Annotated in this window: 25 protein-coding genes and 1 other annotated feature; of the genes, 13 read left to right on the plus strand and 12 right to left on the minus strand. The window is 44.2% G+C overall.

Annotated elements, in window-relative coordinates; translation table 11 throughout:
* Positions 1 to 20: 20 nt before the first annotated feature.
* Positions 21 to 731: a 4'-phosphopantetheinyl transferase family protein gene (locus FPZ44_RS21485; protein WP_144993811.1), complete on the minus strand. Its 711-nt coding sequence runs from the start codon at positions 729 to 731 to the stop codon at positions 21 to 23.
* Between the two features lie 171 nt (positions 732 to 902).
* Here FPZ44_RS21485 and FPZ44_RS26565 point away from each other — a divergent pair, with 171 nt between their 5' ends.
* Complete coding sequence (locus FPZ44_RS26565; protein ID WP_186786180.1) at positions 903 to 1,265, plus strand: hypothetical protein; 363 nt, start codon at positions 903 to 905, stop codon at positions 1,263 to 1,265.
* A 173-nt stretch (positions 1,266 to 1,438) separates the two neighbouring features.
* Positions 1,439 to 2,521, plus strand: a complete 1,083-nt coding sequence (yunB, locus tag FPZ44_RS21495) for a sporulation protein YunB (RefSeq protein WP_418789199.1) — start codon at positions 1,439 to 1,441, stop codon at positions 2,519 to 2,521.
* A gap of 168 nt (positions 2,522 to 2,689) precedes the next feature.
* Here the strand turns inward: yunB and FPZ44_RS21500 are convergent, their stop codons facing one another.
* Positions 2,690 to 3,739 carry a M23 family metallopeptidase gene (locus tag FPZ44_RS21500; RefSeq protein ID WP_272482996.1) on the minus strand — a complete coding sequence of 350 codons (1,050 nt, stop codon included), beginning with the start codon at positions 3,737 to 3,739 and terminating at the stop codon, positions 2,690 to 2,692.
* A 204-nt stretch (positions 3,740 to 3,943) separates the two neighbouring features.
* Here FPZ44_RS21500 and lipA point away from each other — a divergent pair, with 204 nt between their 5' ends.
* Both lipA and FPZ44_RS21510 read left to right on the plus strand, forming a co-directional pair.
* The gene (lipA, locus tag FPZ44_RS21505; protein ID WP_144993813.1) at positions 3,944 to 4,831 is read left to right on the plus strand and encodes a lipoyl synthase; all 888 of its coding nucleotides are present in this window, start codon (positions 3,944 to 3,946) and stop codon (positions 4,829 to 4,831) included.
* 92 nt (positions 4,832 to 4,923) lie between these two features.
* On the plus strand, positions 4,924 to 5,730 hold the full coding sequence (locus FPZ44_RS21510) for a YutD-like domain-containing protein (protein ID WP_144993816.1): 807 nt from the start codon (positions 4,924 to 4,926) through the stop codon (positions 5,728 to 5,730).
* A gap of 99 nt (positions 5,731 to 5,829) precedes the next feature.
* Here the strand turns inward: FPZ44_RS21510 and FPZ44_RS21515 are convergent, their stop codons facing one another.
* On the minus strand, positions 5,830 to 6,642 hold the full coding sequence (locus FPZ44_RS21515; RefSeq protein ID WP_144993818.1) for an NAD kinase: 813 nt from the start codon (positions 6,640 to 6,642) through the stop codon (positions 5,830 to 5,832).
* Between the two features lie 125 nt (positions 6,643 to 6,767).
* Positions 6,768 to 8,021, minus strand: a complete 1,254-nt coding sequence (gene ylbJ, locus FPZ44_RS21520) for a sporulation integral membrane protein YlbJ (RefSeq protein ID WP_144993820.1) — start codon at positions 8,019 to 8,021, stop codon at positions 6,768 to 6,770.
* A gap of 419 nt (positions 8,022 to 8,440) precedes the next feature.
* On the opposite strand from ylbJ, the gene FPZ44_RS21525 reads away from it, so the two are divergent.
* Both FPZ44_RS21525 and FPZ44_RS21530 read left to right on the plus strand, forming a co-directional pair.
* A complete protein-coding gene (locus FPZ44_RS21525) occupies positions 8,441 to 8,821 on the plus strand; it encodes a globin domain-containing protein (RefSeq protein WP_144993822.1) in 381 nt (126 codons plus the stop codon).
* Between the two features lie 32 nt (positions 8,822 to 8,853).
* A complete protein-coding gene (locus FPZ44_RS21530; RefSeq protein WP_144993824.1) occupies positions 8,854 to 9,588 on the plus strand; it encodes a DUF2225 domain-containing protein in 735 nt (244 codons plus the stop codon).
* Between the two features lie 121 nt (positions 9,589 to 9,709).
* Here the strand turns inward: FPZ44_RS21530 and FPZ44_RS21535 are convergent, their stop codons facing one another.
* From FPZ44_RS21535 to FPZ44_RS21545, 3 genes are all read right to left on the minus strand, one after another.
* Positions 9,710 to 10,483, minus strand: a complete 774-nt coding sequence (locus FPZ44_RS21535; protein WP_144993826.1) for a class I SAM-dependent methyltransferase — start codon at positions 10,481 to 10,483, stop codon at positions 9,710 to 9,712.
* Positions 10,484 to 10,774: 291 nt separating this feature from the next.
* Entirely contained in the window at positions 10,775 to 11,014 is a 240-nt protein-coding gene (locus FPZ44_RS21540) for a hypothetical protein (RefSeq protein WP_144993828.1), read from the minus strand.
* 2 nt (positions 11,015 to 11,016) lie between these two features.
* On the minus strand, positions 11,017 to 11,193 hold the full coding sequence (locus FPZ44_RS21545) for a YycC family protein (RefSeq protein ID WP_144993830.1): 177 nt from the start codon (positions 11,191 to 11,193) through the stop codon (positions 11,017 to 11,019).
* A 154-nt stretch (positions 11,194 to 11,347) separates the two neighbouring features.
* Here FPZ44_RS21545 and FPZ44_RS21550 point away from each other — a divergent pair, with 154 nt between their 5' ends.
* Positions 11,348 to 13,213: a M3 family oligoendopeptidase gene (locus tag FPZ44_RS21550; RefSeq protein ID WP_144993832.1), complete on the plus strand. Its 1,866-nt coding sequence runs from the start codon at positions 11,348 to 11,350 to the stop codon at positions 13,211 to 13,213.
* Positions 13,213 to 14,436: an MFS transporter gene (locus FPZ44_RS21555; protein WP_261378465.1), complete on the plus strand. Its 1,224-nt coding sequence runs from the start codon at positions 13,213 to 13,215 to the stop codon at positions 14,434 to 14,436. The genes FPZ44_RS21550 and FPZ44_RS21555 overlap by 1 nt, the downstream gene beginning before the upstream one ends.
* 140 nt (positions 14,437 to 14,576) lie before the next feature.
* On the opposite strand, the gene FPZ44_RS21560 is transcribed toward FPZ44_RS21555, so the two are convergent.
* Both FPZ44_RS21560 and FPZ44_RS21565 read right to left on the minus strand, forming a co-directional pair.
* On the minus strand, positions 14,577 to 14,816 hold the full coding sequence (locus FPZ44_RS21560; RefSeq protein ID WP_144993836.1) for an alpha/beta-type small acid-soluble spore protein: 240 nt from the start codon (positions 14,814 to 14,816) through the stop codon (positions 14,577 to 14,579).
* 167 nt (positions 14,817 to 14,983) lie between these two features.
* On the minus strand, positions 14,984 to 15,949 hold the full coding sequence (locus tag FPZ44_RS21565) for an aldose 1-epimerase (RefSeq protein WP_144993837.1): 966 nt from the start codon (positions 15,947 to 15,949) through the stop codon (positions 14,984 to 14,986).
* Between the two features lie 211 nt (positions 15,950 to 16,160).
* Positions 16,161 to 16,434 (plus strand) — a binding site (T-box leader).
* A 138-nt stretch (positions 16,435 to 16,572) separates the two neighbouring features.
* Between FPZ44_RS21565 and trpS the strand changes: the two genes are divergently transcribed.
* Complete coding sequence (gene trpS / locus FPZ44_RS21570) at positions 16,573 to 17,559, plus strand: tryptophan--tRNA ligase (protein ID WP_144993839.1); 987 nt, start codon at positions 16,573 to 16,575, stop codon at positions 17,557 to 17,559.
* A gap of 132 nt (positions 17,560 to 17,691) precedes the next feature.
* On the opposite strand, the gene FPZ44_RS21575 is transcribed toward trpS, so the two are convergent.
* Positions 17,692 to 17,916 carry a DUF5325 family protein gene (locus tag FPZ44_RS21575; RefSeq protein ID WP_144993841.1) on the minus strand — a complete coding sequence of 75 codons (225 nt, stop codon included), beginning with the start codon at positions 17,914 to 17,916 and terminating at the stop codon, positions 17,692 to 17,694.
* 160 nt (positions 17,917 to 18,076) lie between these two features.
* Between FPZ44_RS21575 and FPZ44_RS21580 the strand changes: the two genes are divergently transcribed.
* Positions 18,077 to 18,310, plus strand: a complete 234-nt coding sequence (locus tag FPZ44_RS21580) for an alpha/beta-type small acid-soluble spore protein (RefSeq protein WP_144993843.1) — start codon at positions 18,077 to 18,079, stop codon at positions 18,308 to 18,310.
* Between the two features lie 367 nt (positions 18,311 to 18,677).
* On the opposite strand, the gene FPZ44_RS21585 is transcribed toward FPZ44_RS21580, so the two are convergent.
* Positions 18,678 to 19,664, minus strand: coding sequence for a metal-dependent hydrolase (locus FPZ44_RS21585; RefSeq protein ID WP_144993845.1), 987 nt, complete (start codon positions 19,662 to 19,664; stop codon positions 18,678 to 18,680).
* Positions 19,665 to 19,767: 103 nt separating this feature from the next.
* On the opposite strand from FPZ44_RS21585, the gene FPZ44_RS21590 reads away from it, so the two are divergent.
* The 3 genes from FPZ44_RS21590 (at position 19,768) to FPZ44_RS21600 (ending at position 21,868) form a co-directional block, all read left to right on the plus strand.
* Positions 19,768 to 20,064 carry a hypothetical protein gene (locus tag FPZ44_RS21590; RefSeq protein ID WP_261378467.1) on the plus strand — a complete coding sequence of 99 codons (297 nt, stop codon included), beginning with the start codon at positions 19,768 to 19,770 and terminating at the stop codon, positions 20,062 to 20,064.
* A gap of 147 nt (positions 20,065 to 20,211) precedes the next feature.
* Complete coding sequence (cyoE, locus tag FPZ44_RS21595; protein ID WP_186786181.1) at positions 20,212 to 21,141, plus strand: heme o synthase; 930 nt, start codon at positions 20,212 to 20,214, stop codon at positions 21,139 to 21,141.
* A 73-nt stretch (positions 21,142 to 21,214) separates the two neighbouring features.
* Positions 21,215 to 21,868, plus strand: coding sequence for an SCO family protein (locus FPZ44_RS21600; protein WP_261378470.1), 654 nt, complete (start codon positions 21,215 to 21,217; stop codon positions 21,866 to 21,868).
* A gap of 21 nt (positions 21,869 to 21,889) precedes the next feature.
* Here the strand turns inward: FPZ44_RS21600 and FPZ44_RS21605 are convergent, their stop codons facing one another.
* A complete protein-coding gene (locus tag FPZ44_RS21605) occupies positions 21,890 to 22,249 on the minus strand; it encodes a ribonuclease M5 (protein ID WP_144993849.1) in 360 nt (119 codons plus the stop codon).
* Positions 22,250 to 22,418: the final 169 nt, after the last annotated feature.

Genomic DNA, 22,418 nt, shown 5'->3' on the forward strand with positions numbered 1-22,418 from the left:
ACGTAAATGGAGCTACTATTTTACAACTTACATAAAGTTACTTTATGTATAAACTCCTCACACAGTTCAGCGGCATCACGCTTAATCGGTTCATCTGCTAAATGATTATGCCCTGCACAAACAGCCGACTTATACTGCGAGTCTAACTGATATTGTTTCACATACCAAGGAGTAGGATCAGTGTCGGAATGAAAAGTGAATTGCCCGTCGGCACGCTTAAATGAAAATGAATTTAGAGGAATGGATAGTCCTTTTCCGACTGCTTTAATATAGCTCTCCTTTAATGTCCATAAGTCAAAGAAATAGGACTGACGTTCATGTTCAGGCAAAGCAAACAAATTGTGCACTTCCTCTTTTGAAAAAAAACGTTCTGCTATAGCAAGGTCAATGGGCTGAATATGTTCCACATCAACACCAACTTCTGTTTCATCTATTGCGCAAACAACCCAATCTCCTGAATGAGAAACATTGTATGAAAATGATGAAGTGTCTCGTAAAAATGGCTTGCCGTATGTATTGGTATCAAAATGCAATTGCTCATGGGATCGTCCGGTTCTGGACATCGCATAAAGACGAACCGTTACTTCGCCAATAAGAGCTCTAAGCTGATCAGGTTTGCGCATGTAGCGTGATATTTTTTGCTGCTTATCTGCCGGTAGAAGTTGTAGTGACTGCTCGAACCATTTGTCGTCCATATTAGAAAAAGAGGTTACTGCGATAATTTCTTGCATTGATTTGATCCCCCAGTAACATGTGGTTGTATAACGTATTTATTCATTATATATCATGACATGGTGCAGGGAGGTAGAAAAAAAGAATATTGGATGTGCATAAAAAAAGACATGTGAGGCACGATATAAAGGATGCCATTTCCAATCTATGATTGAAAAGGAGAGTGCCCTATGACACATACCAATACGTATCAAATCGAACAGCTCGCGCAGCAATTAATTCAGCAAACAAATGCAGCAACGCAAAAATATCAACAATTGCTGCAGCAGGAGCAGCAGAACGCTGCACGCTTGCAGGAGCTTGCAAAAATTGAACAGCATGCGGCTAATGTGATTCAAACTGCGCTTCAAGGTCATCAAACCGCGATACAGCAGCTGCAGCAAATTATTCATCTTGCGCATCAAGCACATGCGGCGTCGAGTAGTTACCCTTCAACAGGGTTGGTTGCACATGTACAACCTCAAGTAAACTATATACATCATGTACCGAATGTAAATTCCAATGACCATACATCTGGTTATAGAGGATATTAATTCGGACATGATGTGAAACCATATCTCGTATTGGCAGGGACAGCACGCCTGATTAGAGTCTGTATCGTTAGTGATCCAGATGAAGTCAGTGAGGGCTGTCTTCTTTTTTGCTTAATTTGCGCATACATTGGAACATTACAAGTGCCCAAGCTTGCGCGAAAAGGGGGAACGAAATGGGCTGGGGAAGACGATCGTGGTTACAGCGTATACTTGAGAGTTTGTCGATGAAACGGCATCGTCGTTGGGGACGAAATACATTGTTTACAAAGCCTGGTGTACATAGCCAATGGAATGAGAAGCGATGGAAAGGGACGAAACGCTGGTCATCAAGATCTTCGTCGTCAAGTAATGAGTTAAGCCGTGAAGCAGCCGTCTCTGATTATTCTCCTTCTTCTGCGAGGTCAATGCGCTTTCCAGGAGCTGGTTGGAAAAGTGGGCCTCCCAAACCAAAACGCAGAAGAAGAGCTTGGTTTATCGCATTTATTATTTTTGTGCTGCTAAGTGTTCAATTGTTTCTTTATGTGGATAAGCATGTTCGCGGGCCTGTTATGCATTTGGCCAAAATCCGTATTAAACAAATGGCAACGCAAGCGATCAATAAAGCGATAAGTGATCAAGTAGCGCAAGGAAGGAAATTGGATAAACTCATTGAGTGGAAGACGGATAATCGCGGTAAAGTAACGAGTTTTATTTTAAATTATAATGAGCATATGCGGATTACTTCGGAGACGGCTAATATTGTTCAAAATGCACTTCGTTCCACAGAAGAGTTCCATGACCATATTCCACTCGGTCAAGCATTAGGCAGTGCATTGATCGCATCTTTTGGTCCGCGCATCCCTGTAAAGATGGAGCCGCAAGGCGCTGTGAAGGTTGAATTGGATACAAGGCCGATGGAAGTCGGCATTAATATGGTGCTTGTTGAAGTGTATATTAAAGTGGTGGAAGAGGTAGCGATTGTTATTCCATTTGATATGGAGCCTGAGGTTGTAGAAACGGAAATACCTATTTCCTATATGCTCGTTGTAGGCGATGTGCCGATGTATTACTATGACGGCAAAGGAAAGCCGGTCGGTACAAACTCAGACCAAGCTCCAGCGCTGTCATTGCCTGCTCAGCCACCTGTTACTCCTGAACAAAGCAGAGGGATCACCGTATCACCAGATGCGACATTGCCATCTAGTGGTTCCATTCGGGGGAACGGAAACGATTCATCTTCAGGAACAAGTGAAGGAGTTTCAACAGGCGAAGGTTAATAATGTGATAGCTTTACGTGAGGATTGTACAAATGAACGAACGGGCATAGGCTGCCAAGTCAAAAGGTCGAGTTGTAGGATTCAAATAAGAATCTTAACTCGACCTTTTTGTGACTGACATGCACAGGAGCAATTTCTAAATGATCTTCTATTTCCTTCTTCCTTGAATTATGAAGATTTTTTCTCCTTACGAAGCTTACGCTTGTCCATAGACTCCCATTGCTTTAGTGATGGATACGGATCAAAGGCGTACTCAATCAGACCGCGATCACGATAGATGCCAAAATGAAGATGGGGAGGAAACTTGCCCTGTGTCCCGGGTTTGCCGTAACCTGAGCTGCCTACCCAGCCAATGACTTGGCCAGGCGAGACGATGTCCCCTTCTTTCAAGTCTTTCTGAAACCCGGACAGATGAGCGTAGTAGTGATACAGGTTATCCGTATCTCTAATGCCAATGCGCCATCCGCCGTAGCGGTTCCAGCCTTTAATTTCTACAACTCCATAACATGTACTTCGGACGGGCACACCATGTCTGGCAAAAATATCGGTTCCTTCGTGGACACGAAATCCGCCATAATGGCGCCCCATTCCCCATGTGCTTCGATAGGAATATATCGATTGCACTGGCAGCGGGAAAGCGCGATCTTTTAAATTCAGCTGATCAAATCGCTCATAAATTTTAGCAAACTGCCTGATGCGTTGGACGGCTCTTGAATTTTGATAGTAATTCCACAAGCCATTAGCGAAGTCTTCTTCCTGTACGCCATAAGATCCTATAAAGTTGGCGACGCTGTAGAGCAAATCAAAATCATTATTCCGTTCGGCCCGATTATCCCCGGAACCGTCTCGTCCAATACCTTTGAATAAAAGTATCGACTTCGGGTTGTTGTCACTCATATCGGGATTGAGCATGCCTGCCCATTGGGGAGGCTCGACTACAATGCTAACGACGGGAGCGGAACGTTCTCGCTTCTTCGGATTCGCGATTGTTATCGTCCGTTCATACTGATCGATAGCTGCTAAACGATACCAAGGAATACCTGTAACAGCGCTCATTTTATCGTATAGGATGCGTCGTTCAGCATCATCATTTTCAGTTTTTTTACCTTCAGTTGCTGAGGGAGCGGGCTTACTATAGGCCGCCGTTGAACGAATGAATGACCCGCAACCTATAGCGGCAATCAGTACGAATACCAATAGGACAAAGGGACGTGGCAATGGGGATACCTCCTAACCATAGCTGCATGTAACCAGAATGTTCACTATATGTAGCATGTGCCACAATCGATTTCTTATGCTGTCAAATTGACTTAAATCTTAATGAATTCCGTGCAGGCAAAGGTATGGATTTTTAACCATTCATGTTATAATACTGAATTAGGTCAAGGACAAGCGAACCGAGAAAGAAGGTAGTAGAACTTCATGAAGAAAAAAGCGCAAGCTAAACCCGATTGGATACGCATCAAGCTGACCACAGGTGAAAATTATTCCGAAATTAAGGATATGATGCGCAGTAAGACGCTGCATACGGTCTGTGAAGAAGCGCGCTGTCCCAACATATATGAGTGCTGGGCTAATCGTACTGCAACTTTCATGATTCTCGGCGATATTTGTACACGTGCATGTCGTTTCTGTGCGGTTAATACAGGGATGCCGACTGAACTGGATCTTCAAGAGCCAGAGCGTGTTGCAGAAGCAGCTGAGCAAATGCAATTGCGTCATTGTGTAATTACATCTGTTGCTCGTGATGATCTCCAAGATGGGGGCGCATCTATATTTGCAGGCTCCATTAAGGCGGTACGCGGTCGGTTGCCTTTGTGCTCCGTTGAGACTCTAATTCCTGATTTTATGGGTAACTGGGATGCATTGAAAGTCGTAATGGACGCCAAACCAGATATTTTGAACCATAATGTGGAAACAGTAGAACGTCTGTCGGATCGTGTGCGTGCGAAGGCGAAATACGAGCGTTCCTTAGAACTACTTCGTCGTGCTAAAGAAATGCAGCCTGATATTCCGACTAAATCCAGTATTATGCTCGGGGTCGGAGAGGAATGGCACGAAATTCTTCAAACGATGGATGATTTGCGTGCAGTTAACTGTGATATCTTGACGATCGGTCAATATTTGCAGCCAACTCCTAAGCATTTGTTTGTAGAGAAATACTACACACCAGAACAATTTGCAGAGCTTAAAGTAGAGGGATTAAAGCGCGGCTTCAGTCATGTTGAGTCGGGACCGCTTGTACGCAGCTCCTATCATGCGCATGAGCAAGTTAAGTCAGCGCAGGAGAACGTAGCGGCCAAGGCGTAACATAGAACAATACAGCTATAGATGGTAGGACGCGCTTCGCCGTTATGCTGCGGGCGGGATCGCACTGCAGCTCGGAGAAGGAGGAATAGAACGTGATTCATATCGGCGGGAGAACGTATGAGCTTGTTCATGAATATAGAAATGCGTGGAACCCAGATTTTTTCCGCGAACGATACAGCGAAGTTCTAGAGCGATATGACTATATACTTGGTGATTGGGGCTACAATCAACTTCGGCTAAAGGGATTTTTTAAAGAAGGTCATCCGAAGGCGACGAAAGAGTCTGCAATTGCCAGTATGATGGATTATGTAAATGAGTACTGTAATTTTGGTTGTGCTTATTTTGTCCTCGAACGAGTGGCTAATAAGGATGGACGTACAAATCCAGATTGGGCAGAACTCCCTACAGAAGCAGAGCAGGAAGGCGCTGCAGCTTTGGAGGAAGTAAGGCTTGATGGTGATGGAGAAGCCAAGCCTGAAGGCATAAGCTTTCCAGCTCGCCCTTCCGTGAAGGAAGGGGAGGCGAATGAAGCAGCAGCTGCTGGAATGATGCCTAATCGTTCTAAGCGGCATGCTCGTCCTGAACGTCATGAGCGTAGTCGTAATCGTTATAATCGCTCAGCTCGTGAAGATAAGCCTCAACAAGGCCAAGCTCGACAGGATCAGAAGGAACGTGCGGAGAAAACGGATCATCTTGAGCGGAATGAGCGATCTGATCGCCCTGAACGCAATAAGCCGAATCGCAATCGTACTAAAGCTCGTTCGAAAGCTCAAGGCAATCCAAGCTCAGCAGACTCGAATAAGCCTAATAAGCCGAATAAAGATGGAGGCTCACGCCGTAATGGCAATGCTCATCGAGCTGCCCCTGATTCGCGCCCATCAAGTCCACCAACAACGTAATGCAGTTATCACATAGAAAGGGCTGTCCCTTGAGTAGTTATTACTACTTGAGGGACAGCCCTTTCGTGATTATAAGTGATATTCACATCATGGAATGAATTACTCGTAGCCAAGAAATGCTTCACGTACACGATTCCAGAATGGGAATGGCCGGTAGCGAACAAAGGTTACCGTTTGATCGGACACCTGGCATCGGATGGAAGATAAATTATCCACTGTCGAGTTCAGATGATCAATTGTTAAGAGCAAACGCTGCTCCTTGCGAGAGAAAATATCAAAATGATGATGCTTAGGCAACACGAGCGAAGAGCCTAACGTTCGGAATACTCTATTGTTTATAGAGGCAATTTCTGCTAATTGAATAGAAGCGATGGATGGATGAACCATCGCGCCGCCTAAACTTTTATTGTATGCAGTACTTCCTGAAGGAGTAGATACGCAAATACCGTCGCCTCGGAACATTTCGAACAATTGGTCATTGATGTCGATCTGGGCTACAAGTGTTCCGTCTATTCCTTTTAAAGTAAATTCATTAAGTGCTGTATACCTGGTTGTTTCTTGATGATGTGTAGTCACAATAAGATCAATTAACGGATATTTGACGATCCTAGGCTGTAAGGTTTCTGCTTGATTGTGATTGCCCATTAGTTGAACGAGCAGTTCAATTTCGTCAGCTTTCCAATCCGCATAGAAGCCGAGATGCCCTGTATGAATACCGACGAAGGCAGTGCTGTTAAGCTGGTCAATATAGCGGTGGAAAGCTTGCAGCATCGTGCCGTCCCCGCCTATGGAAACAACGATGTCAGGCGACTCGTCATGATGAATTAATTGCTGTTCGGCTGCCAAATAATGAAATCGTTCTGTTAACTCGAGTGATAACTCATCTCCGCGATTCAAGATTGCGTATTTCAAAGCGTTGGCTCCTTTGTGTGATGTACATGTTTTTGAACGATTGTGTCCTCTTCGAAAATGAAGTTTCCAGTCATTTAGTCATCTTCATCTTAATATGTCTTTCATAGGAAAACAATCGCCAACTTTTATCGCAATAAGCGAATAATGCGAACGATGCAGGACGCCAAGAGGAGTAGTGAGCCAATCCCTAGTATTAGGTATCCTCCCCATTGAAGGGAATGGACAACCCATGCCCAGGTAGTATGTGGTTCTAATTGAGTTGTTGGCAGTAAAAATGCTGACCATGCTGCTGAATAAGGGGCAAGCCAAGGAAATAGCAAATAAGCAAACAATCCAGCAAGAATACCATGGATAAATCTTGCAATAAGAAATGGCGTATAGCGCAAATCCGATTCATTTAGCAAACTGGCCACTTGAGCATGTACAGATAATCCTGCCCACGATACGATCCAAGCTGCTGCTGTAACTTGCATGCGCAAGTCAGCTCCTTCTGCGCTTCCAGCTGCTTTTGCCCCGAGCGTCACTTCAAATATACCGCCAGATAGTGCAGGGGCAAGCGATTCAGGCAAGTGCATCCATGATAATACAGTACGAAGCATATAATCCCATGCTTTCATGATGCCAGCAGAGCTGAGCAGTTCCATCATGACGGAGAAGAAAACGACAAGACCTCCCACCACCATCATTAATTTTAAGGAAGATTGGATGGCTTGTGTTAATAACGTTCCTAATGGCCGTCCATCCTGCAAGCGGGCTATATGCATCGCTCGAAAAGCTGTAATCCATATGGATGATGAACGTGATACCAAATGGTCAGCTGTACGAGTGGATAAATGAGAAGTTGCTGAGGTCGGTGGTGTACGATAAGCATGGAACCGCATCATGATGCCAAGAAGCAGGCCAGCGCCATAATGAGCAATGGCAAGTGGTAAAGCAAGAGCAGGGCTTCCAAAGAACCCCACGGCAACAGCTCCTATTAAAAAGATCGGGTCCGATGTGGTTGTGAATGAGACAAGTCGTTCTCCTTCCTCGCGCGTAAGCAGTCCCTCAGATCGGAGTCGGGTCGTCAGCTTTGCACCTACAGGATAACCAGAAGCGTATCCCATCGCTACGACGAATCCACCTACCCCTGGTACACGAAACAGCGGTCGCATAATCGGATCCAACAGCGCGCCTATTCCATGGACAATGCCGAAACCGAGCAATGCTTCCGATATAATGAAAAATGGAAGTAAAGAAGGGAAGAGCACGTCCCACCATATACCTACTCCACGTAAGGCCGCTTGCAGAATAGATGCCGGATATTGCAACATAAGGGCGAATATTGCGCTTAATAGTATAAAGCGGACAATAATCCCTATCTTATTGTACCAAGGCATAAATGCTCTCCCTCCGCGCACCGTAAGGATGTCTGGGACAAGAGGTCCCAAAGGATCATATGAGCGGGATTGGACAAACATGACAATGGAAATAGGGCTTTGTAATCAAAATGTAAAGAAACCGCTTGCATCTTTTAATATAAAAACGGCTATCCTTATGATACAATTTCATTAATTAATTGATGAAACGTTAAAGTAACCAAACTACATGTGGTTAAATAGGGGGGATTCGAATGAGTATTATAGCTGGTATCTTTGTCTGCGCTTTCGTCTACGTCATTCGAGAGTCATTAATTAGTCCTGCTGAAGAAGAATGGAAATACTACTGATAACCATGACGCCGAACACACCGTTCGGCGTTTTTTTGTGTTATAATGAGCCGAAACTTATGGTCACTTTATAGAAAGATAGGTGAGAAAGTGGAGCGTTATCAAGGTACGATATATGAAGCATTAGGAGGAGAATCGGTACTTCGCCAAGTGGTGGAGGCATTCTATCCTAAAGTACAAGCACATCCATTAATTGGGCCATTGTTCCCTGAAAATATTGATCCTGTTGTAGAGAAACAAATATTATTTTTGACTCAATTTTTTGGCGGTCCTGCCGTTTATTCGGAACTATATGGACATCCAATGATGCGAGCTCGGCATCTTCCATTTCCAATTACTCCGAAGCATGCAGATGCGTGGTTAAGTTGTATGGAAGCTGCTATGCAAGAAGTGAATATTGATCCGGAGCTTTCGCAAGTTATTATTCAACGTTTGCGAGGTCCAGCATATCACTTTGTTAATCAACCTTAGTCAGTCAACAAATAAGAGGGGGCATATTGTAAATGAATTCCTCGGTTGAAGTTGAGCCCTTATATCAAATTGATGTTCGATGTCCTCAATGCGACATACCTTATCGAACATCAAGAGTTCGCTCCCGATTTAAGCATGCGAAGCAAGTGGATAGTGACTTCTGTCAACACTATACAAATGAGCGCTATAATCCTGACTATTATGTGGTTTATGTATGTTCTCATTGTGGTTGTGCGACGACGGAGAATAGTAAGAAGCAATGGACGGACAAGCAGAAATTGCAGTTTCAAGAACGGATCGGGAAGCAGTGGACTGCACGTGATTATGGGGGAGAGCGGAGCTGGGAGACGGCTTTGCAAACTTACCAGCTGGCGGTACTTACCGCACAAACGATTCAGGAAAGCGACAGAGTGTTAGCAGGGTTGCTTCATCATACAGCATGGTTGTATCGGTATCGGAATAATACAGAACAAGAACTGCGTTATTTGAAGTTTGCCCTGCAGGCTTACGTATCTGTATTTGAAAAAGAAGCTGCTGAACTAAATGATGCTAAACTTATTTATATGATGGGTGAGCTGTATCGTCGTCTCGGTCAATATCAAGACGCTGCTAAATGCTTTGCAAGGCTCATTCATGACAAAAAAATTATGGATGCTGCAATGATTCGCGCAGCACGTGAGCAATGGGCAGTTATGCGTGAAGAGATGCAAGCGCAGAAATTAGAAACACCAGATGAAATGTTCCAAGAAAAGCGGATTGTATTGTAAGGCTCAGTCTTGAATGAATTGATCATAAGGAATTAATAAGAAGTTAAATATAAGTAGTTTAATGATAGGACAAGCCATCCGATGTGCGCCGCAGCGTACTCAGGATGGCTTGTGTGTTTTATTAAACTTCTTTTTTGGCTTGGATAAGTGCGGATTGACCACGAAAACTAACAATTTGCTCCCTACTCGTTTGTATACGGAAATAATGTTTCGTCTCATACGGAGCTTCCAACATCAGTTGAGTGAGTTCTTGCCGAACTTGCTCAGATTGGCCCATGCGCTTAAACCATTCGTCAAATGCAAATGTTTTAGGGAACGTATACATGCTTTCGATCGTAAAGCCGATGGACTCCAAAGAATGCATCCACTCCCCTTTCTTAAAGGCGCGGTTATGGCTAGGGTCTCTCTTCTTCTCAACAGTATTATAAAATTGATCAAGCAGGTCTGATTCTGGTGCTACATTGTCGATGATTAACAGTCGACCGTTACGCTTAAGTACACGGTATGATTCTTGAATAAAGGAATGGACGTTAGGAAAATGGTGAGCGGCAATCCGACAGGTAACGATATCAAAGCTTTGATCTGCAAATGGCAGCTGCTCCGCATCGCCTTCTACAAACCGGACATGTTGATGTCCATTCCCTGTAATAAAAGATTCTGCACTCGCAAGTATTTCGGGTGTCATATCATAAGCGATAATCTGCTTGGCGTAAGGTGCCAACGCATTGGCAACATGTCCGCCTCCCGTGGCAATGTCGAGCACAGAAGAATGATTTTCGCTTAATGCCAGCATGACGAGCAGATCTAAGTCTTTTCCTTTTGCGTGAGTTTGGCTTGAAACATATTTCGATGCATGTTGACCGAATTGCTGCATAACTTGCTTTTTGATATCCATGGATACGCCCCCTCATTCGCGATGTTCCATTCTATGAAACTAAGTTTCATTATTACAGTTGAATTATATCTAAAATGTTCCAATCATGTAAAGGGGAATTTTATTTTGCATAGCCATATTTTGTGCATGTTTCATTTGAAAGAATGAGCACCGCACAAATGAGGGGCGAACGCACAAAACCCCGGCGCTCTTGAGTAGAGTCAATCCGGGGCAAAATGCTTTATGAATTCACATAATTAGATGTGATTGCTGATTCATCCGTAATAGGATGGAATACTTAGTGCACAGTGACTAAGGGATTCTAGGCAGCTTTTTATTAGCAAGCAAATAATCGCTATCCGCATCCACTATCGTTATACTGCTGTTACAGCAAGGGAATACGAGCAATCGCTTTTTGCCATCATGGATATCGGGCAGCTCGTCAGGACGGATCGACAATAGTACGTGCTTTTGATGACAATAAGGGCATTGTTGCGCGTAGAGATCTCCCATTTGCTCGTCATAGGGAAGTGTATTTTCAAATGGAATCATACTTAAGCCTCCTTGCCGTCGACTTTCTTTTCGGAGGAATGCTCCGACGATTGGGCAGCGATTTCCGCAAGTTTTTGCATCAAGATGTGCTGCGGCATATGCATCAATTGTTCGAGCGGGACACCAAGTGCTTCAGACAGCTTAACAGCGGTGTCAGCTGATATTTGTAATGGTCTCATATTTAGATCTCCTTCAAATAATATCTTTGTTGAACCTAGCAGGACTGCGGGTGTAATATGGATTATAGTCTAGTTATACACGTTCAGCACCGAATTGACAAATCGGGAATTGCGCAATTCCGAATACAAATGAGTACAGCTAAGAATGGACAACATGAATCAATCGTTTCGTGCTGCTACAGTTATACCAATTCAGAAAGGTGTGTACATCGTGAAATTACCTCTACAGCAAACCTGGGACTTGGAAGTTATTTTCTCTGGAGGCTCTGAATCAGAAGAGCTTCAGCAATCTATGGCTCAATTGGAGAAAGACATGCAAGCGTTACATGAGACATTGAAGCAGTTTCCTGTCATTGAGACAACGGAGGACGTACATAAGCTTGCAGCAAACACGTTGGACATGCAGGGTATCTCAGCGCGAGCACATGAAGTGGGAAGCTTCATCGGCTGCTTGACTTCGCAAGATGTGAAAGACAAGAAGGCGATTCAATTAACGGGACGTGTACAAAGCTTGCGTGCACAGCTAGTTACATTGAACACGTTGTTTGATGAGAAGTGGAGTGCGATGAACGATGATCTCTGGCAGCAGTACATTGCATTGCCGGACATGCAGGGGATTCAATTTCCGTTGAATGAACGTCGAGATTGGGCACGTGAGAAGCTTTCTCCAGAGCAAGAAGCGCTAATCGGTGATCTATCTGTCGATGGTTACCATGCTTGGGGAGAGTTGTATAACCGCATCGTGTCACAAATTCGCATCGAGGTAGAGGATAACGGAGCTCAATTGCAATTGTCCGCAGGGCAAGCGCATAACCGACTTTCTCATCCTGTACGTGAAGTTCGTGAAGAGACATTCAAGTTGTGGGAAAAAGCTTGGTCTGATGAAGCTGACTTCTGTGCAGAATCGTTGAACCGTATTGGCGGCTTCCGTTTGAAGCTGTATGAACATCGTGGTTGGGACAATGTGCTGAAAGAACCTTTGGCTATTAACCGTATGTCTACGGACACATTGAACGCGATGTGGGATACGATTGTGAAGAACAAGCCTGCCTTTGTGAAGTATTTAGAGCGTAAGGCTAAGTTGCTAGGTGTAGAGCGTTTGTCTTGGTGCGATGTAGATGCTCCAATCGGCAGCACGCAGTCTAAGATTGGTTACGATGAAGGCGCACAAATGATTGTTGAGCAGTTCAATAAGTTCAGTGAGAAAATGGCGCAATTTTCTGAGCATGCCTTTGAAAATGGATGGATCGAGGTAGAAGATCGCGCTGGCAAACGTCCAGGCGGTTTCTGCACAGGACTTCCAGTGAGCAAGCAAACTCGTATCTTTATGACCTATGCAGGTACGCCATCTAATGTTTCAACGTTGGCACATGAGCTGGGTCATGGATACCATCAATTTGTGATGGATGATTTGCCAGAAATGGCGCAGAATTATGCGATGAATGTGGCAGAGACGGCTTCTACCTTTGCTGAGATGATCGTTGCTGATTCAGCAGTGAAGCAAGCGAAGAATGAGGAAGAGAAGCTTTCTTTGATTGAAGACAAAATTCAGCGTTCTGTTGCATTCTTTATGAACATTCATGCACGCTTCTTGTTCGAAACACGCTTCTATGAAGAGCGCCGCAAAGGCTTGCTCTCTGTTGAGCAATTGAATGCACTTATGGAAGAAGCGCAGAAGGAAGCATATTGTGACTCGTTGTCATCGTATCATCCGCATTTCTGGGCGTCTAAATTGCACTTCTATTTGACCGGTGTTCCATTCTACAACTTCCCGTATACGTTTGGCTACTTGTTCAGCACGGGCTTGTATGCACGCGCACAGGAAGAAGGAACAACGTTCGCGGCGAAGTATGATGACTTGCTGCGTGATACGGGCAGTATGACGGTAGAAGCTTTGGCTCAGAAGCATCTAGGTGTTGATTTAACACAAGCAGACTTCTGGCAAAGTGCAATTGACGTAACGGTGCAAGATATTGAGCAGTTTTTAGCGATGACAGATAATAAGGATGCAATAAAATAGTGAACTCTATCCAGCTTAAAATGGTACACACGTTGTTCCATTCAACAAACTCTGTATTTATTCCTTACTTACCGCTGCTGCTTCTGCAAAGAGGATTCAGTACTACCGAGACGAGTACGTTGCTTATGCTCGGACCTTTTATTGCTATGTTTGCTCAGCCAGTGGCAGGAATGATAAGCGATAGAATAGGAGCGGTTCGTCCGCTCCTTTTGTCGCTGTGGGTGTTAATGGGGATTTGCGGAACAACATTGTTTTTAACGACTGATTCTTACATAACCATTGCAAGTTTATTAATCATGTATATCTTTTTCATGCCGACGGTTTCGTTGCTGGATGCCCTTACCGTGAAAATGGCACCATTGCTCGGCACCTCCTACAGCTCAATTCGATTGTGGGGATCTGTTGGCTTCTGTCTCATGCTTGTAGGAATGGGCATGTTTTTCGATCAAATTGGTGGGGTTAGCGCTCTCTTATGGGTATTTCTCAGCATTTGGTCTGGAGTCATGATTATGTTTTTGATTATGCGTGAACCAGAAGCGACAACTTCTGAGAGAGACAAGGTGGAAGAAGCAAGCAAACCTCGCACCTTGAATTGGAAGTCTGCTCGACAAGTATTTGCGAATCCGACCTTGTTGGTATTCTTCGGTATGCTTATGCTAATTGCAATTCCTCATCGCATGAATGATGGTCTGCTTAGTATTCACCTTCAAGCTGAAGGCGGGACGGGCAATCATATTTCGTGGGCTTGGGCAGTGGCTGGGGCAAGTGAAATAATTGGATTTTTCTTTATGGGCAATATCGTGAAAAGATTTTCGATGCAGCGTATGCTCTTGATCGTATCTATTTTATATACAATCCGGTGGGGGCTGTGTGTATGGTTTACGGACCCATGGGCGATTGTAGCGATTCAAGCTATGCATGCCATTACTTTTGTAGCGGTCTGGGTGACATCTATTGAGTTCGTTGCACGCATATTACCAAGGGAGATGAATGCAACGGGGCAAGCCCTTTTGAACATGCTGTTCATTGGCGTCGCTGGTATTGCAGGAGGCTCAATTGGTGGAGCACTGCATGAATCGTACGGCGGAGCAGGGATGTACAGCTTCGGTATCGTGAGTGCCGCATTAGCTGCGATTGGATTTATGATCTGGTCCAATCAATCCAAAGCTCGCAAGCAGAAGTACAATAAGGTAAGCCACAAGCAGGTCTCATCTTCTTTGTAAAATAGAAGGTTAAATCGAAGACGTATGACTTCGGCGAACTGGTAGTCTGATTGCATAACAAAAGAAGAAGCTCTAGTAGAGCTTCTTCGGCATTAGGAGTTAAGTATATAGGTGGAGAAGCGTCACATTGATACAATTAGTTAGCGCGTATTGCGGCTGCCAGCTAATTGCTGCTCACCAATTTGGACAAGGCGTTTTGTGATGTAACCACCAATAGTACCTGTGTCACGAGTGGTGTAATTGCCATAGTAGCCGTCTTGCGGAATCGGAATTCCTAGCTCTTGTGCAATTTCGTATTTCAATTGCTGTAAAGCTGCAGTTGCCTGTGGAACAACGAGGTTGTTCGTACGGCTTTGGTTGTTAGTTTGGTTTCCTGCCATGTTGTTCACCTCCTATGAAGTTAGTATGGAAAAGTAATGTGTAAATATGCATACGGTTAATAGGATGGTAAATGTAAATAATGCCAAGCATCGGATAGATGCTTGGCATTATTATTTTTTGTCGTTCATGATTGATCCATATTTGTATCGGATTAACGAGTGATGGACTACGGATGGATTATATCCAATTCAAGGACGAGCTCTACAGGAGTGTTAGGCAGCAATTCAATCAGGCCTGTTGTCTCTTGGTCGAAAGGAAGGTTTGGTGCATCAGGCAGCCACGTATATGGTTCTACGCAAATAATTTCATTTGCTTCGCCGCGAGTGTACAATACCCAATGTTTAAAATAAGGCTCGTTGCCTGCATATCGAATGCGATAGCCATCTTCACGCGTTAACCAAGCTTCAGGGTGTTGTCCACCTGTACTGAAAACAGTATCATAGTTGGTTCCTTGTAGATTTTGTCCCGTATTCAAGCCCTTATGTTCGCCTAGAGGTAGTGTTCTGCCTGTCATAATGAGCTCTTCATCGAGTTCATAAATGCCAGCGACAGGGACTTGAAGACTCCATTTCTCGGGTTCGCTATCAAGCTGGAACCATGTATGTGTGCCATAGCCAAATGGCGCAGGCTGCTTACCTATGTTCGTCATTTCCAGCTTCTGTGTTAAGCGGTGTCCCTTTAAAATATGTGTCAATTTTAACTCAAGCGGAGTCGGATACTGCCTCATCCAATTTGCATCTTCTTCCGTACGGAATACAGTAGTAACGATACATTGATCATTCTCTACAACAGCAGATTGTACGGTCCAAGCTTGAGTGCGGTGCAATCCGTGGATATGATTGTCATTCGCTGTATTTTGGTCGAATTGATAATCCACCCCTGCATAGGAGAAGCGGCCACGACGAATGCGTCCAGGCGGCATTAGCATTGGAATACCAAAGTGGTATGGTTTAGTCATGTAGTAATCCAAGTCGCTCTCGGCTGGTGTTCTCAATACATCGCGTTCAGCTTGCTTGTCCCACAATCGAATAATGTTGTTTCCGAGGCTCGGCAGCAATGTGGCTTCGAGTGTCTCACTGTGCATAATGATCGTTTCGTGTCCATTCCAATTTCCCTTAGTAATTTGATGCATGGAATCGTCTCCTTTATGTAAGCAATCAATACGTTAATGATAGCAAATGGCAGAGGCAATGTCATACTGCTTGTTCGCTCACACGATTTGCAATGATAGCGGTAAAACCAGGCATTGAGCACAACATGCTGTAAGCTCAGCATGTAATTGATTGACAAATAACGATACGGCTGATAATCTAACAAATAACTATTTGCTTGCTTATACGGAACAGAAATCGTTGAAGAGGATAAGTAGATCGTGATGAGTCGCTGCAGAGAGCCGATGGTAGGTGAGAATCGGTGCGGGCGTCGTGATTGAATGGACCTCTGAGTGTCTTGAGGAACGTATGCTTATGAAGCACACTAGTATGCTATGACCGCAGCTCTGCGTTATGGAGAAGAGGCTTCCTGTTATGTTTGTTATGTGTATCAGATGCAATATGCTGATATGACATCATGACATCGAAGTGAATTAGGGTGGCAACACGGTCTTTCGTCCCTTGTGGAGACGAAAGGCCTTTTTTGCGTTCATCGGATGCTAAATGTACAGCGTTAAGGCTCCAATCCGATTCACGATAACTCTGTTAAGGTGCAATGAGCAAAATGAAACAGTAATAATATCCGAGTAAGGAGCGATGATGAATGAAACGCGTATTATCAGGTATTCAACCAAGCGGTCAGCTGACGATGGGCAATTATATTGGCGCGATGCAGAACTTTGTAAAATTGCAGCATGATCATGAGTGCTTCTTTATGATCGTGGACTTGCACGCCATTACGGTGCCCCAAGATCCAGCTGCACTTCGTGAGCAGTCTGAGCAAGTAGCGGCATTGTACTTGGCTGCAGGAATCGACCCAAGCAAAGCTTCTATTTTCCTACAATCCCATGTGCCACAGCATGCTGAACTTGGATGGTTGATGACGACAATTGCGAACATGGGCGAGCTTGAGCGCATGACGCAGTTTAAGGACAAGTCGGAAGGGAAAGAATCCATACCTGCTGGACTATTCGTATATCCAACCTTGATGGCTGCAGATATTTTGGTATACAACGCAGAGCTTATCCCTGTAGGTGACGACCAGAAGCAGCATTTGGAGTTGACTCGTGACTTAGCGAACCGCTTCAACCATCGCTATGGAGATACATTCCGTATGCCAGAGCCTTATACGCCTGAAGTAGGGGCTCGTATTATGTCCTTGGATGATGCTTCTAAAAAAATGAGCAAGAGCAATCCAAATGCGGGCAGTTATATTGCTCTCTTGGATGATCCAGCGGTTGTTCGCAAGAAGATTAGCCGTGCGAAGACAGATTCCGAAGCATTGGTTAAGTTTGATCCTGCTAACAAGCCTGAGATAAGCAATCTATTGGGCATCTACTCCCATATTTCAGGCTTGAGCGTAGCTGAGATTGAAGCGAAATATGAAGGTCAAATGTACGGGCCATTCAAGAAGGACTTGGGTGAGCTTGTTGCTAACTTCTTGGAGCCACTGCAAGCACGTTACCGTGAAGTAAGACAATCAGGTGAGTTGTATGATGTCTTGAAGCAAGGGGCAGAACGTGCGCAAGAGGTTGCTCAATTAAAGCTTGATGATGTGAAGAAACGCATGGGCTTTGTCATGCCACGCTAAGTACAGCAATCACAAGTTAAAAGGGTATGTGAACAATAGTAATAGACCGGATGTGAGCCGTAGGGGCGAACGTCCGGTCTTTTATTTGTTAGATGGCTAGTGTCGCATTAACGAGAGCGGTTGAATCGAGATTTACTTTGCTGTCTGTGAAGACTCGACTGGATTTGTCGCAGCAGCAGCTTGCTGCTCTGCTTGTTTACGATATTTTGCTTTGAACATAAATCCAAATCCTACATTAAAGAATGCTAAAACAGCACACAGCAAGGAAATCCAACCATTTGAGCTTAAAGTAATGCTGGTTATCGTTAAGAGGATGATGGAGGAGAAGGCGAACCATAAAGCTAATCGTTTGGGCATTGTAATCTCTCCTTTTGTTCACAGTTGAGTAAGCTTCCCTTAGCGCTGCAACCATTTTCGAAAATGATAAATATTTAAGAATAACAATGAAAGAAGCGGACAAAATAAGCTTGCAAGCTTGCATAACCGAACAGCCATAGTGAAAGGGGATTTTCTTATCATGGCAAACAACCAATCTCGTACTAACAATTTGGTCGTTCCACAAGCGACTGCAGCTTTGCAACAACTGAAATACGAAATTGCACAGGAATTGGGTATTCCAATTCCGCAAGACGGCTACTACGGTAACTACACGACTCGCGATACAGGAACTATCGGTGGTTACATTACGAAGCGTCTTGTGCAAATCGGGGAACAACAATTGTCTGGCGGCGCAGGTGGCGCAGGTCGTTAATTGCCCCAAGTCATTTTTTTCGAGTTATACAGCACGCTCATTGTAAAATGAGTGGCAGACAGCTGTCCCAGCGCGCGGGGCAGCTTTTTGTTGTGTTATATGTGAGAAAGGTTAATAAGGCTGGTTCTGATACCTTCCAAATCAGATGGAACGGAGTGCTTGACCATGACAGTACGCTTCTCACAAAAAAACATACGGACGTAGGAACGATCCGCATGCTAAAGAGAGCATGTATTTACAATGTAACACGTTTTACTACTGGAATAAAGAAGGAACTTCCAACCTTCACAAAGCGATTCATGACTGCTATACACGGCCTAATTGGTTGTGTTCTTTCATAAATACCTAATCAATTTGAGCAGCGGCCCTATACAGGCTCCAAGCCGCATCGTTTATAAAGCTTTTCTTCACTTAGCCACCCAATATACGTATCAAGTGTTTCGTACTGCGCATTCATCATGACGACAGCTACAAATGGATATTGTTTGCGATGACGATATCTGACATCTACCCAACGTACGACAAATCCATAACCCGTTGGTTGAACGGTTGCACAGCCATAGCGAGTAAAATATTGAAACGTTTTTACGACAGTTTCGCTTTTTGATGCTTCCACGGCAGGATGTTCATCGCACTTTGCTGTTTCGGTCCAACTGACTACACGATTTTTATGGAGCTGGCCTACACGAAACACACCGTTTTTGCATTTTTTCACAAGATTCCACTGCGACCAGACAACGGTTGGTATCAATGTATAGCGTTCTCCTAGCTTATGTTCGTTATCGAGCTTTGGCAATCTTCTTATAAGTAAACGATGGGTTAGTGTACGCCACACGTAGTAAACAGCTAGTATGATGTATAGGACGGGAAATAGCACGGTTGGCTGAATCCATCCAAACATCCATATGGCAACAGCAATAAGATGAGAAGTAAATATAAATGGATCAAAGATCGGGATGATATTCCATGAGATCCATCGCTCTGAGAATGGTCGTATCGCTTGCGTACCGTACGTATTGAACAGGTCTGTAAAAACATGTAGCACAACAGCAATTGCAGTCCATAGCAATACATGTGGCCAATGGTTTGTCGGTATGAGCAGATGTAAACCCCCGGTTATAAGTAAGCTCCAAACGACTAGCATGGGAAGCGAGTGTGAGAAACCACGGTGGTTTCTTACATAAATTTCATTTCCTTTAAATTTGAAAATGGTATCGAAATCAGGAGCCTGAGAACCGATGATTGTTCCTGCTAACACAGCAGTTGCTGTCGTAGTATCTGCTGCGACAATGGGATCAATTTGTGAAAGGCCTGCTAAGCCTAATCCAATAGCCAGATGCGATATAGAATCCATTGACTTGCACCTCCGCTGTTGTATTGTGGTCAGACTTGAAGCAAAATATAAATAAAAAGAAAAGGCCGCCTAAGAGACGGTTCCAACATAATGGAGGATGGTCATGGAACGCATTATATTTGTCGAATATCGAATCGATCCTGCAAAGCGGGATATTTACTTGAAAAAGGCTGCTGAGCAATTAGCTAACAGACAAGATGTGCTGTGGTACGAAGGTACAGACCAGCCAAATGTATTTGTAGAACAATGGCTAAATTCGACAGTGGAGCAATACGAGGCAATGAAGCGAATGCGCCTAGAGGAGCAAAGTGAGTGGGATGAACTGACAGATTGTATTCCAGGAGGGAAATCAAAACTTCATATATGGGAGTTCGCTCGCGTTTCTCATGTATCTGAATAAATATGAAACTCCATCCATTGAATTGTCAAATTGATGAACGATTGCAATGAACATTGTCATCAATTGATCTTATTTGCTATGATGAAGATTACAGCAGGAGACATGAAATTCTGCTCGTTCTGAGAACAACAAGGAGGAACGTGATACGTGGATAAGCAAATCACATATAGAACTTCGCCAGAATCCGCAATTATGACCGAGAAACCAGCTCGGGATGGATTATGGAAGGAGTTTATTCAACTCACGAAGCCAGGCATTATTCGCTCTAATTTATTAGCGGCGGTTGCGGGTTTCTGGGTCGCGGCTAAGTGGGATATACCTTGGGGGACTTTGCTGTGGATGATCGTTGGAGCCACTTTAACAATGGCTTCTTCTTGCGTGTTTAATAATTATTTTGACCGCGATTTCGACACCAAGATGGAACGGACGCAGAAGCGCGCACTACCATCTGGACGCTTACAGCCTCATGTCGTTTTAGGATATGCCATTGCACTCGGCATTGCAGGACTACTTGTATTATTCTTACTCGTTAATCCCGTAGCAGGACTATTTGGACTTATAGGAGTATTTGGATACGTTGTTGTATATACGCTCTGGCTTAAGCGCACTTCTACATGGAGTACGTCTGTAGGGGCTATACCAGGGGCTATGCCTCCCGTTATTGGCTATACAGCGGTAACAGGATCGGTTGATCTAGGAGCAGTGCTTATGTTTGCCTTGCTGTTCTTATGGCAGCCGCCGCACTTCTGGGCACTTGGTGTACTTCGGGTAGAAGAATATCGCGCAGCGGGTTATCCTTTGCTTCCGGTTGTAAAGGGGATTAAGCGCACGAAGTGGCAAATGATTCCTTACGTTGTTCTGCTTCTCCCATTGTCGTGGGTGTTTTATTGGTTTGGCTATGCAGGCATCGTATACGCAATAGTCGGTACGATTATTAATGCGGCTTGGTTGTACGTGTGTATTTCAGGTTTGCGTACAAATAACAATGAAGCTTGGTCACGCAAAGCCTTTATTCTTTCTATTTATGCTATTATGCTGCATCTCATTGTTATCATTCTAGACACGATGGGCAAATAAGTAAGGCAGAAACAATTACAAAGCAAGCGAAAGAGACATTCAAGAAAAGATGATGCGAAGGGGAGCGGGAGCTGTGGCAGCTTTTGTGAAAAAGTATTCGTTACAAATCTTTTTATTCTCGTTGGTGTTTTTGTTTGGTATTGCCGCTGCATGGGTTTACGGTTCGGGCATGCTTAAAGAGGATGCTGGACAATCTGATCCGAATGCTGACTTTTCAATTATTAAGCAAGCTCCAGACTTTGCATTGGAGAATGTTGATGGCAAGTCAGTTTCTTTAGCGGATACCGAAGGCAAAGTTCGCTTGTTCTATTTCTTCTTTGCCAGCTGTCCGGATGTATGCCCTCCAACAACATATATGCTGACAGAGGCTCAGGATATGTTGAAGGAGAAAGGTGTATTTGGCAAAGATGTCGTGTTCCATTCAGTCTCCTTTGATCCAGAGCGAGATTCCAAAGAAGTGCTGAAAAAATGGGCATTGGAGAAGAATAAAGCGGATTTAAGCGGCTGGTATTTTTTGCGAGGGGATGAGAAGAAGACCGCAGAATTGATGGAACAGTTCGGTTCACTTGTAATTAAGGACAAGGACGGCAACTTCTCACACTCGAATTATGTCACGTTAGTAGATGGCGAGGGTAACATTCGCAAAGTTTACAATGTCCAAATGGACGCTGATGACGTTACCGCAGAAACGATTGCTACTGGTGTCATGAAGCTCCTTGAATCGTAATCTTTATATCTTGAATTGTTATTATTCATACGGGGTTGGAGTCGGATACATAATGTATTCCTCCAGCCCCGTTTTTTCTAGCTGCTGAATGATGTATTCGTCGGGCGTTCCTTCCACCCCTGCGTAGCCTCTACGTGTATAAATATGCTCGGCATCTGGAAAAGCGTCTCTTAAAACGCCGCGTATCTTTTTCCCAGAAGCATCATTGTCCATAAACAAATAAACTTCTCGATCTCCAACTTGTTTAATAAGTGTTTCCAGCTTGGCTGTGTTCAAGGTTCCGAATGTACATAAAATAAGAACATGATCATTCAGTAAGCGACGCAGCCTGCTGCGGTCATTTTTGCCTTCTACAACAATTACAATTTCTGTGTCATTCATGTGCGTACACCTTCCTTACATGACAGTGACTAAACATGTCCCTTAATTCTATATAGTGTATCACAACTGTAGGAAAACGTTGCGCACGGAACGCGCTGCATAAAAATAAACGGCTTGCTTAGCCAGCAAGCCGCATGAGGGAGAGAGTGTGACACTGTTAGAAACAGAC

Origin of the sequence: Paenibacillus agilis (genome assembly GCF_007786455.1) — a bacterium.
Lineage (GTDB): Bacteria > Bacillota > Bacilli > Paenibacillales > Paenibacillaceae > Paenibacillus_B > Paenibacillus_B agilis.

Coding starts and splice junctions, on each gene's coding strand:
- FPZ44_RS21485 (WP_144993811.1), bottom strand. CDS start 731: ATGCAAGAAATTATCGCAGTAACCTCTTTTTCTAATATGGACGACAAA.
- FPZ44_RS21605 (WP_144993849.1), bottom strand. CDS start 22,249: ATGAATGACACAGAAATTGTAATTGTTGTAGAAGGCAAAAATGACCGC.
- FPZ44_RS21530 (WP_144993824.1), top strand. CDS start 8,854: ATGAATTCCTCGGTTGAAGTTGAGCCCTTATATCAAATTGATGTTCGA.
- FPZ44_RS21550 (WP_144993832.1), top strand. CDS start 11,348: ATGAATCAATCGTTTCGTGCTGCTACAGTTATACCAATTCAGAAAGGT.
- yunB (WP_418789199.1), top strand. CDS start 1,439: ATGGGCTGGGGAAGACGATCGTGGTTACAGCGTATACTTGAGAGTTTG.
- FPZ44_RS21580 (WP_144993843.1), top strand. CDS start 18,077: ATGGCAAACAACCAATCTCGTACTAACAATTTGGTCGTTCCACAAGCG.
- FPZ44_RS21585 (WP_144993845.1), bottom strand. CDS start 19,664: ATGGATTCTATATCGCATCTGGCTATTGGATTAGGCTTAGCAGGCCTT.
- lipA (WP_144993813.1), top strand. CDS start 3,944: ATGAAGAAAAAAGCGCAAGCTAAACCCGATTGGATACGCATCAAGCTG.
- trpS (WP_144993839.1), top strand. CDS start 16,573: ATGAAACGCGTATTATCAGGTATTCAACCAAGCGGTCAGCTGACGATG.
- ylbJ (WP_144993820.1), bottom strand. CDS start 8,021: ATGCCTTGGTACAATAAGATAGGGATTATTGTCCGCTTTATACTATTA.
- FPZ44_RS26565 (WP_186786180.1), top strand. CDS start 903: ATGACACATACCAATACGTATCAAATCGAACAGCTCGCGCAGCAATTA.
- FPZ44_RS21535 (WP_144993826.1), bottom strand. CDS start 10,483: ATGGATATCAAAAAGCAAGTTATGCAGCAATTCGGTCAACATGCATCG.
- FPZ44_RS21545 (WP_144993830.1), bottom strand. CDS start 11,193: ATGAGACCATTACAAATATCAGCTGACACCGCTGTTAAGCTGTCTGAA.
- FPZ44_RS21590 (WP_261378467.1), top strand. CDS start 19,768: ATGGAACGCATTATATTTGTCGAATATCGAATCGATCCTGCAAAGCGG.
- FPZ44_RS21575 (WP_144993841.1), bottom strand. CDS start 17,916: ATGCCCAAACGATTAGCTTTATGGTTCGCCTTCTCCTCCATCATCCTC.
- FPZ44_RS21560 (WP_144993836.1), bottom strand. CDS start 14,816: ATGGCAGGAAACCAAACTAACAACCAAAGCCGTACGAACAACCTCGTT.
- FPZ44_RS21540 (WP_144993828.1), bottom strand. CDS start 11,014: ATGATTCCATTTGAAAATACACTTCCCTATGACGAGCAAATGGGAGAT.
- FPZ44_RS21565 (WP_144993837.1), bottom strand. CDS start 15,949: ATGCATCAAATTACTAAGGGAAATTGGAATGGACACGAAACGATCATT.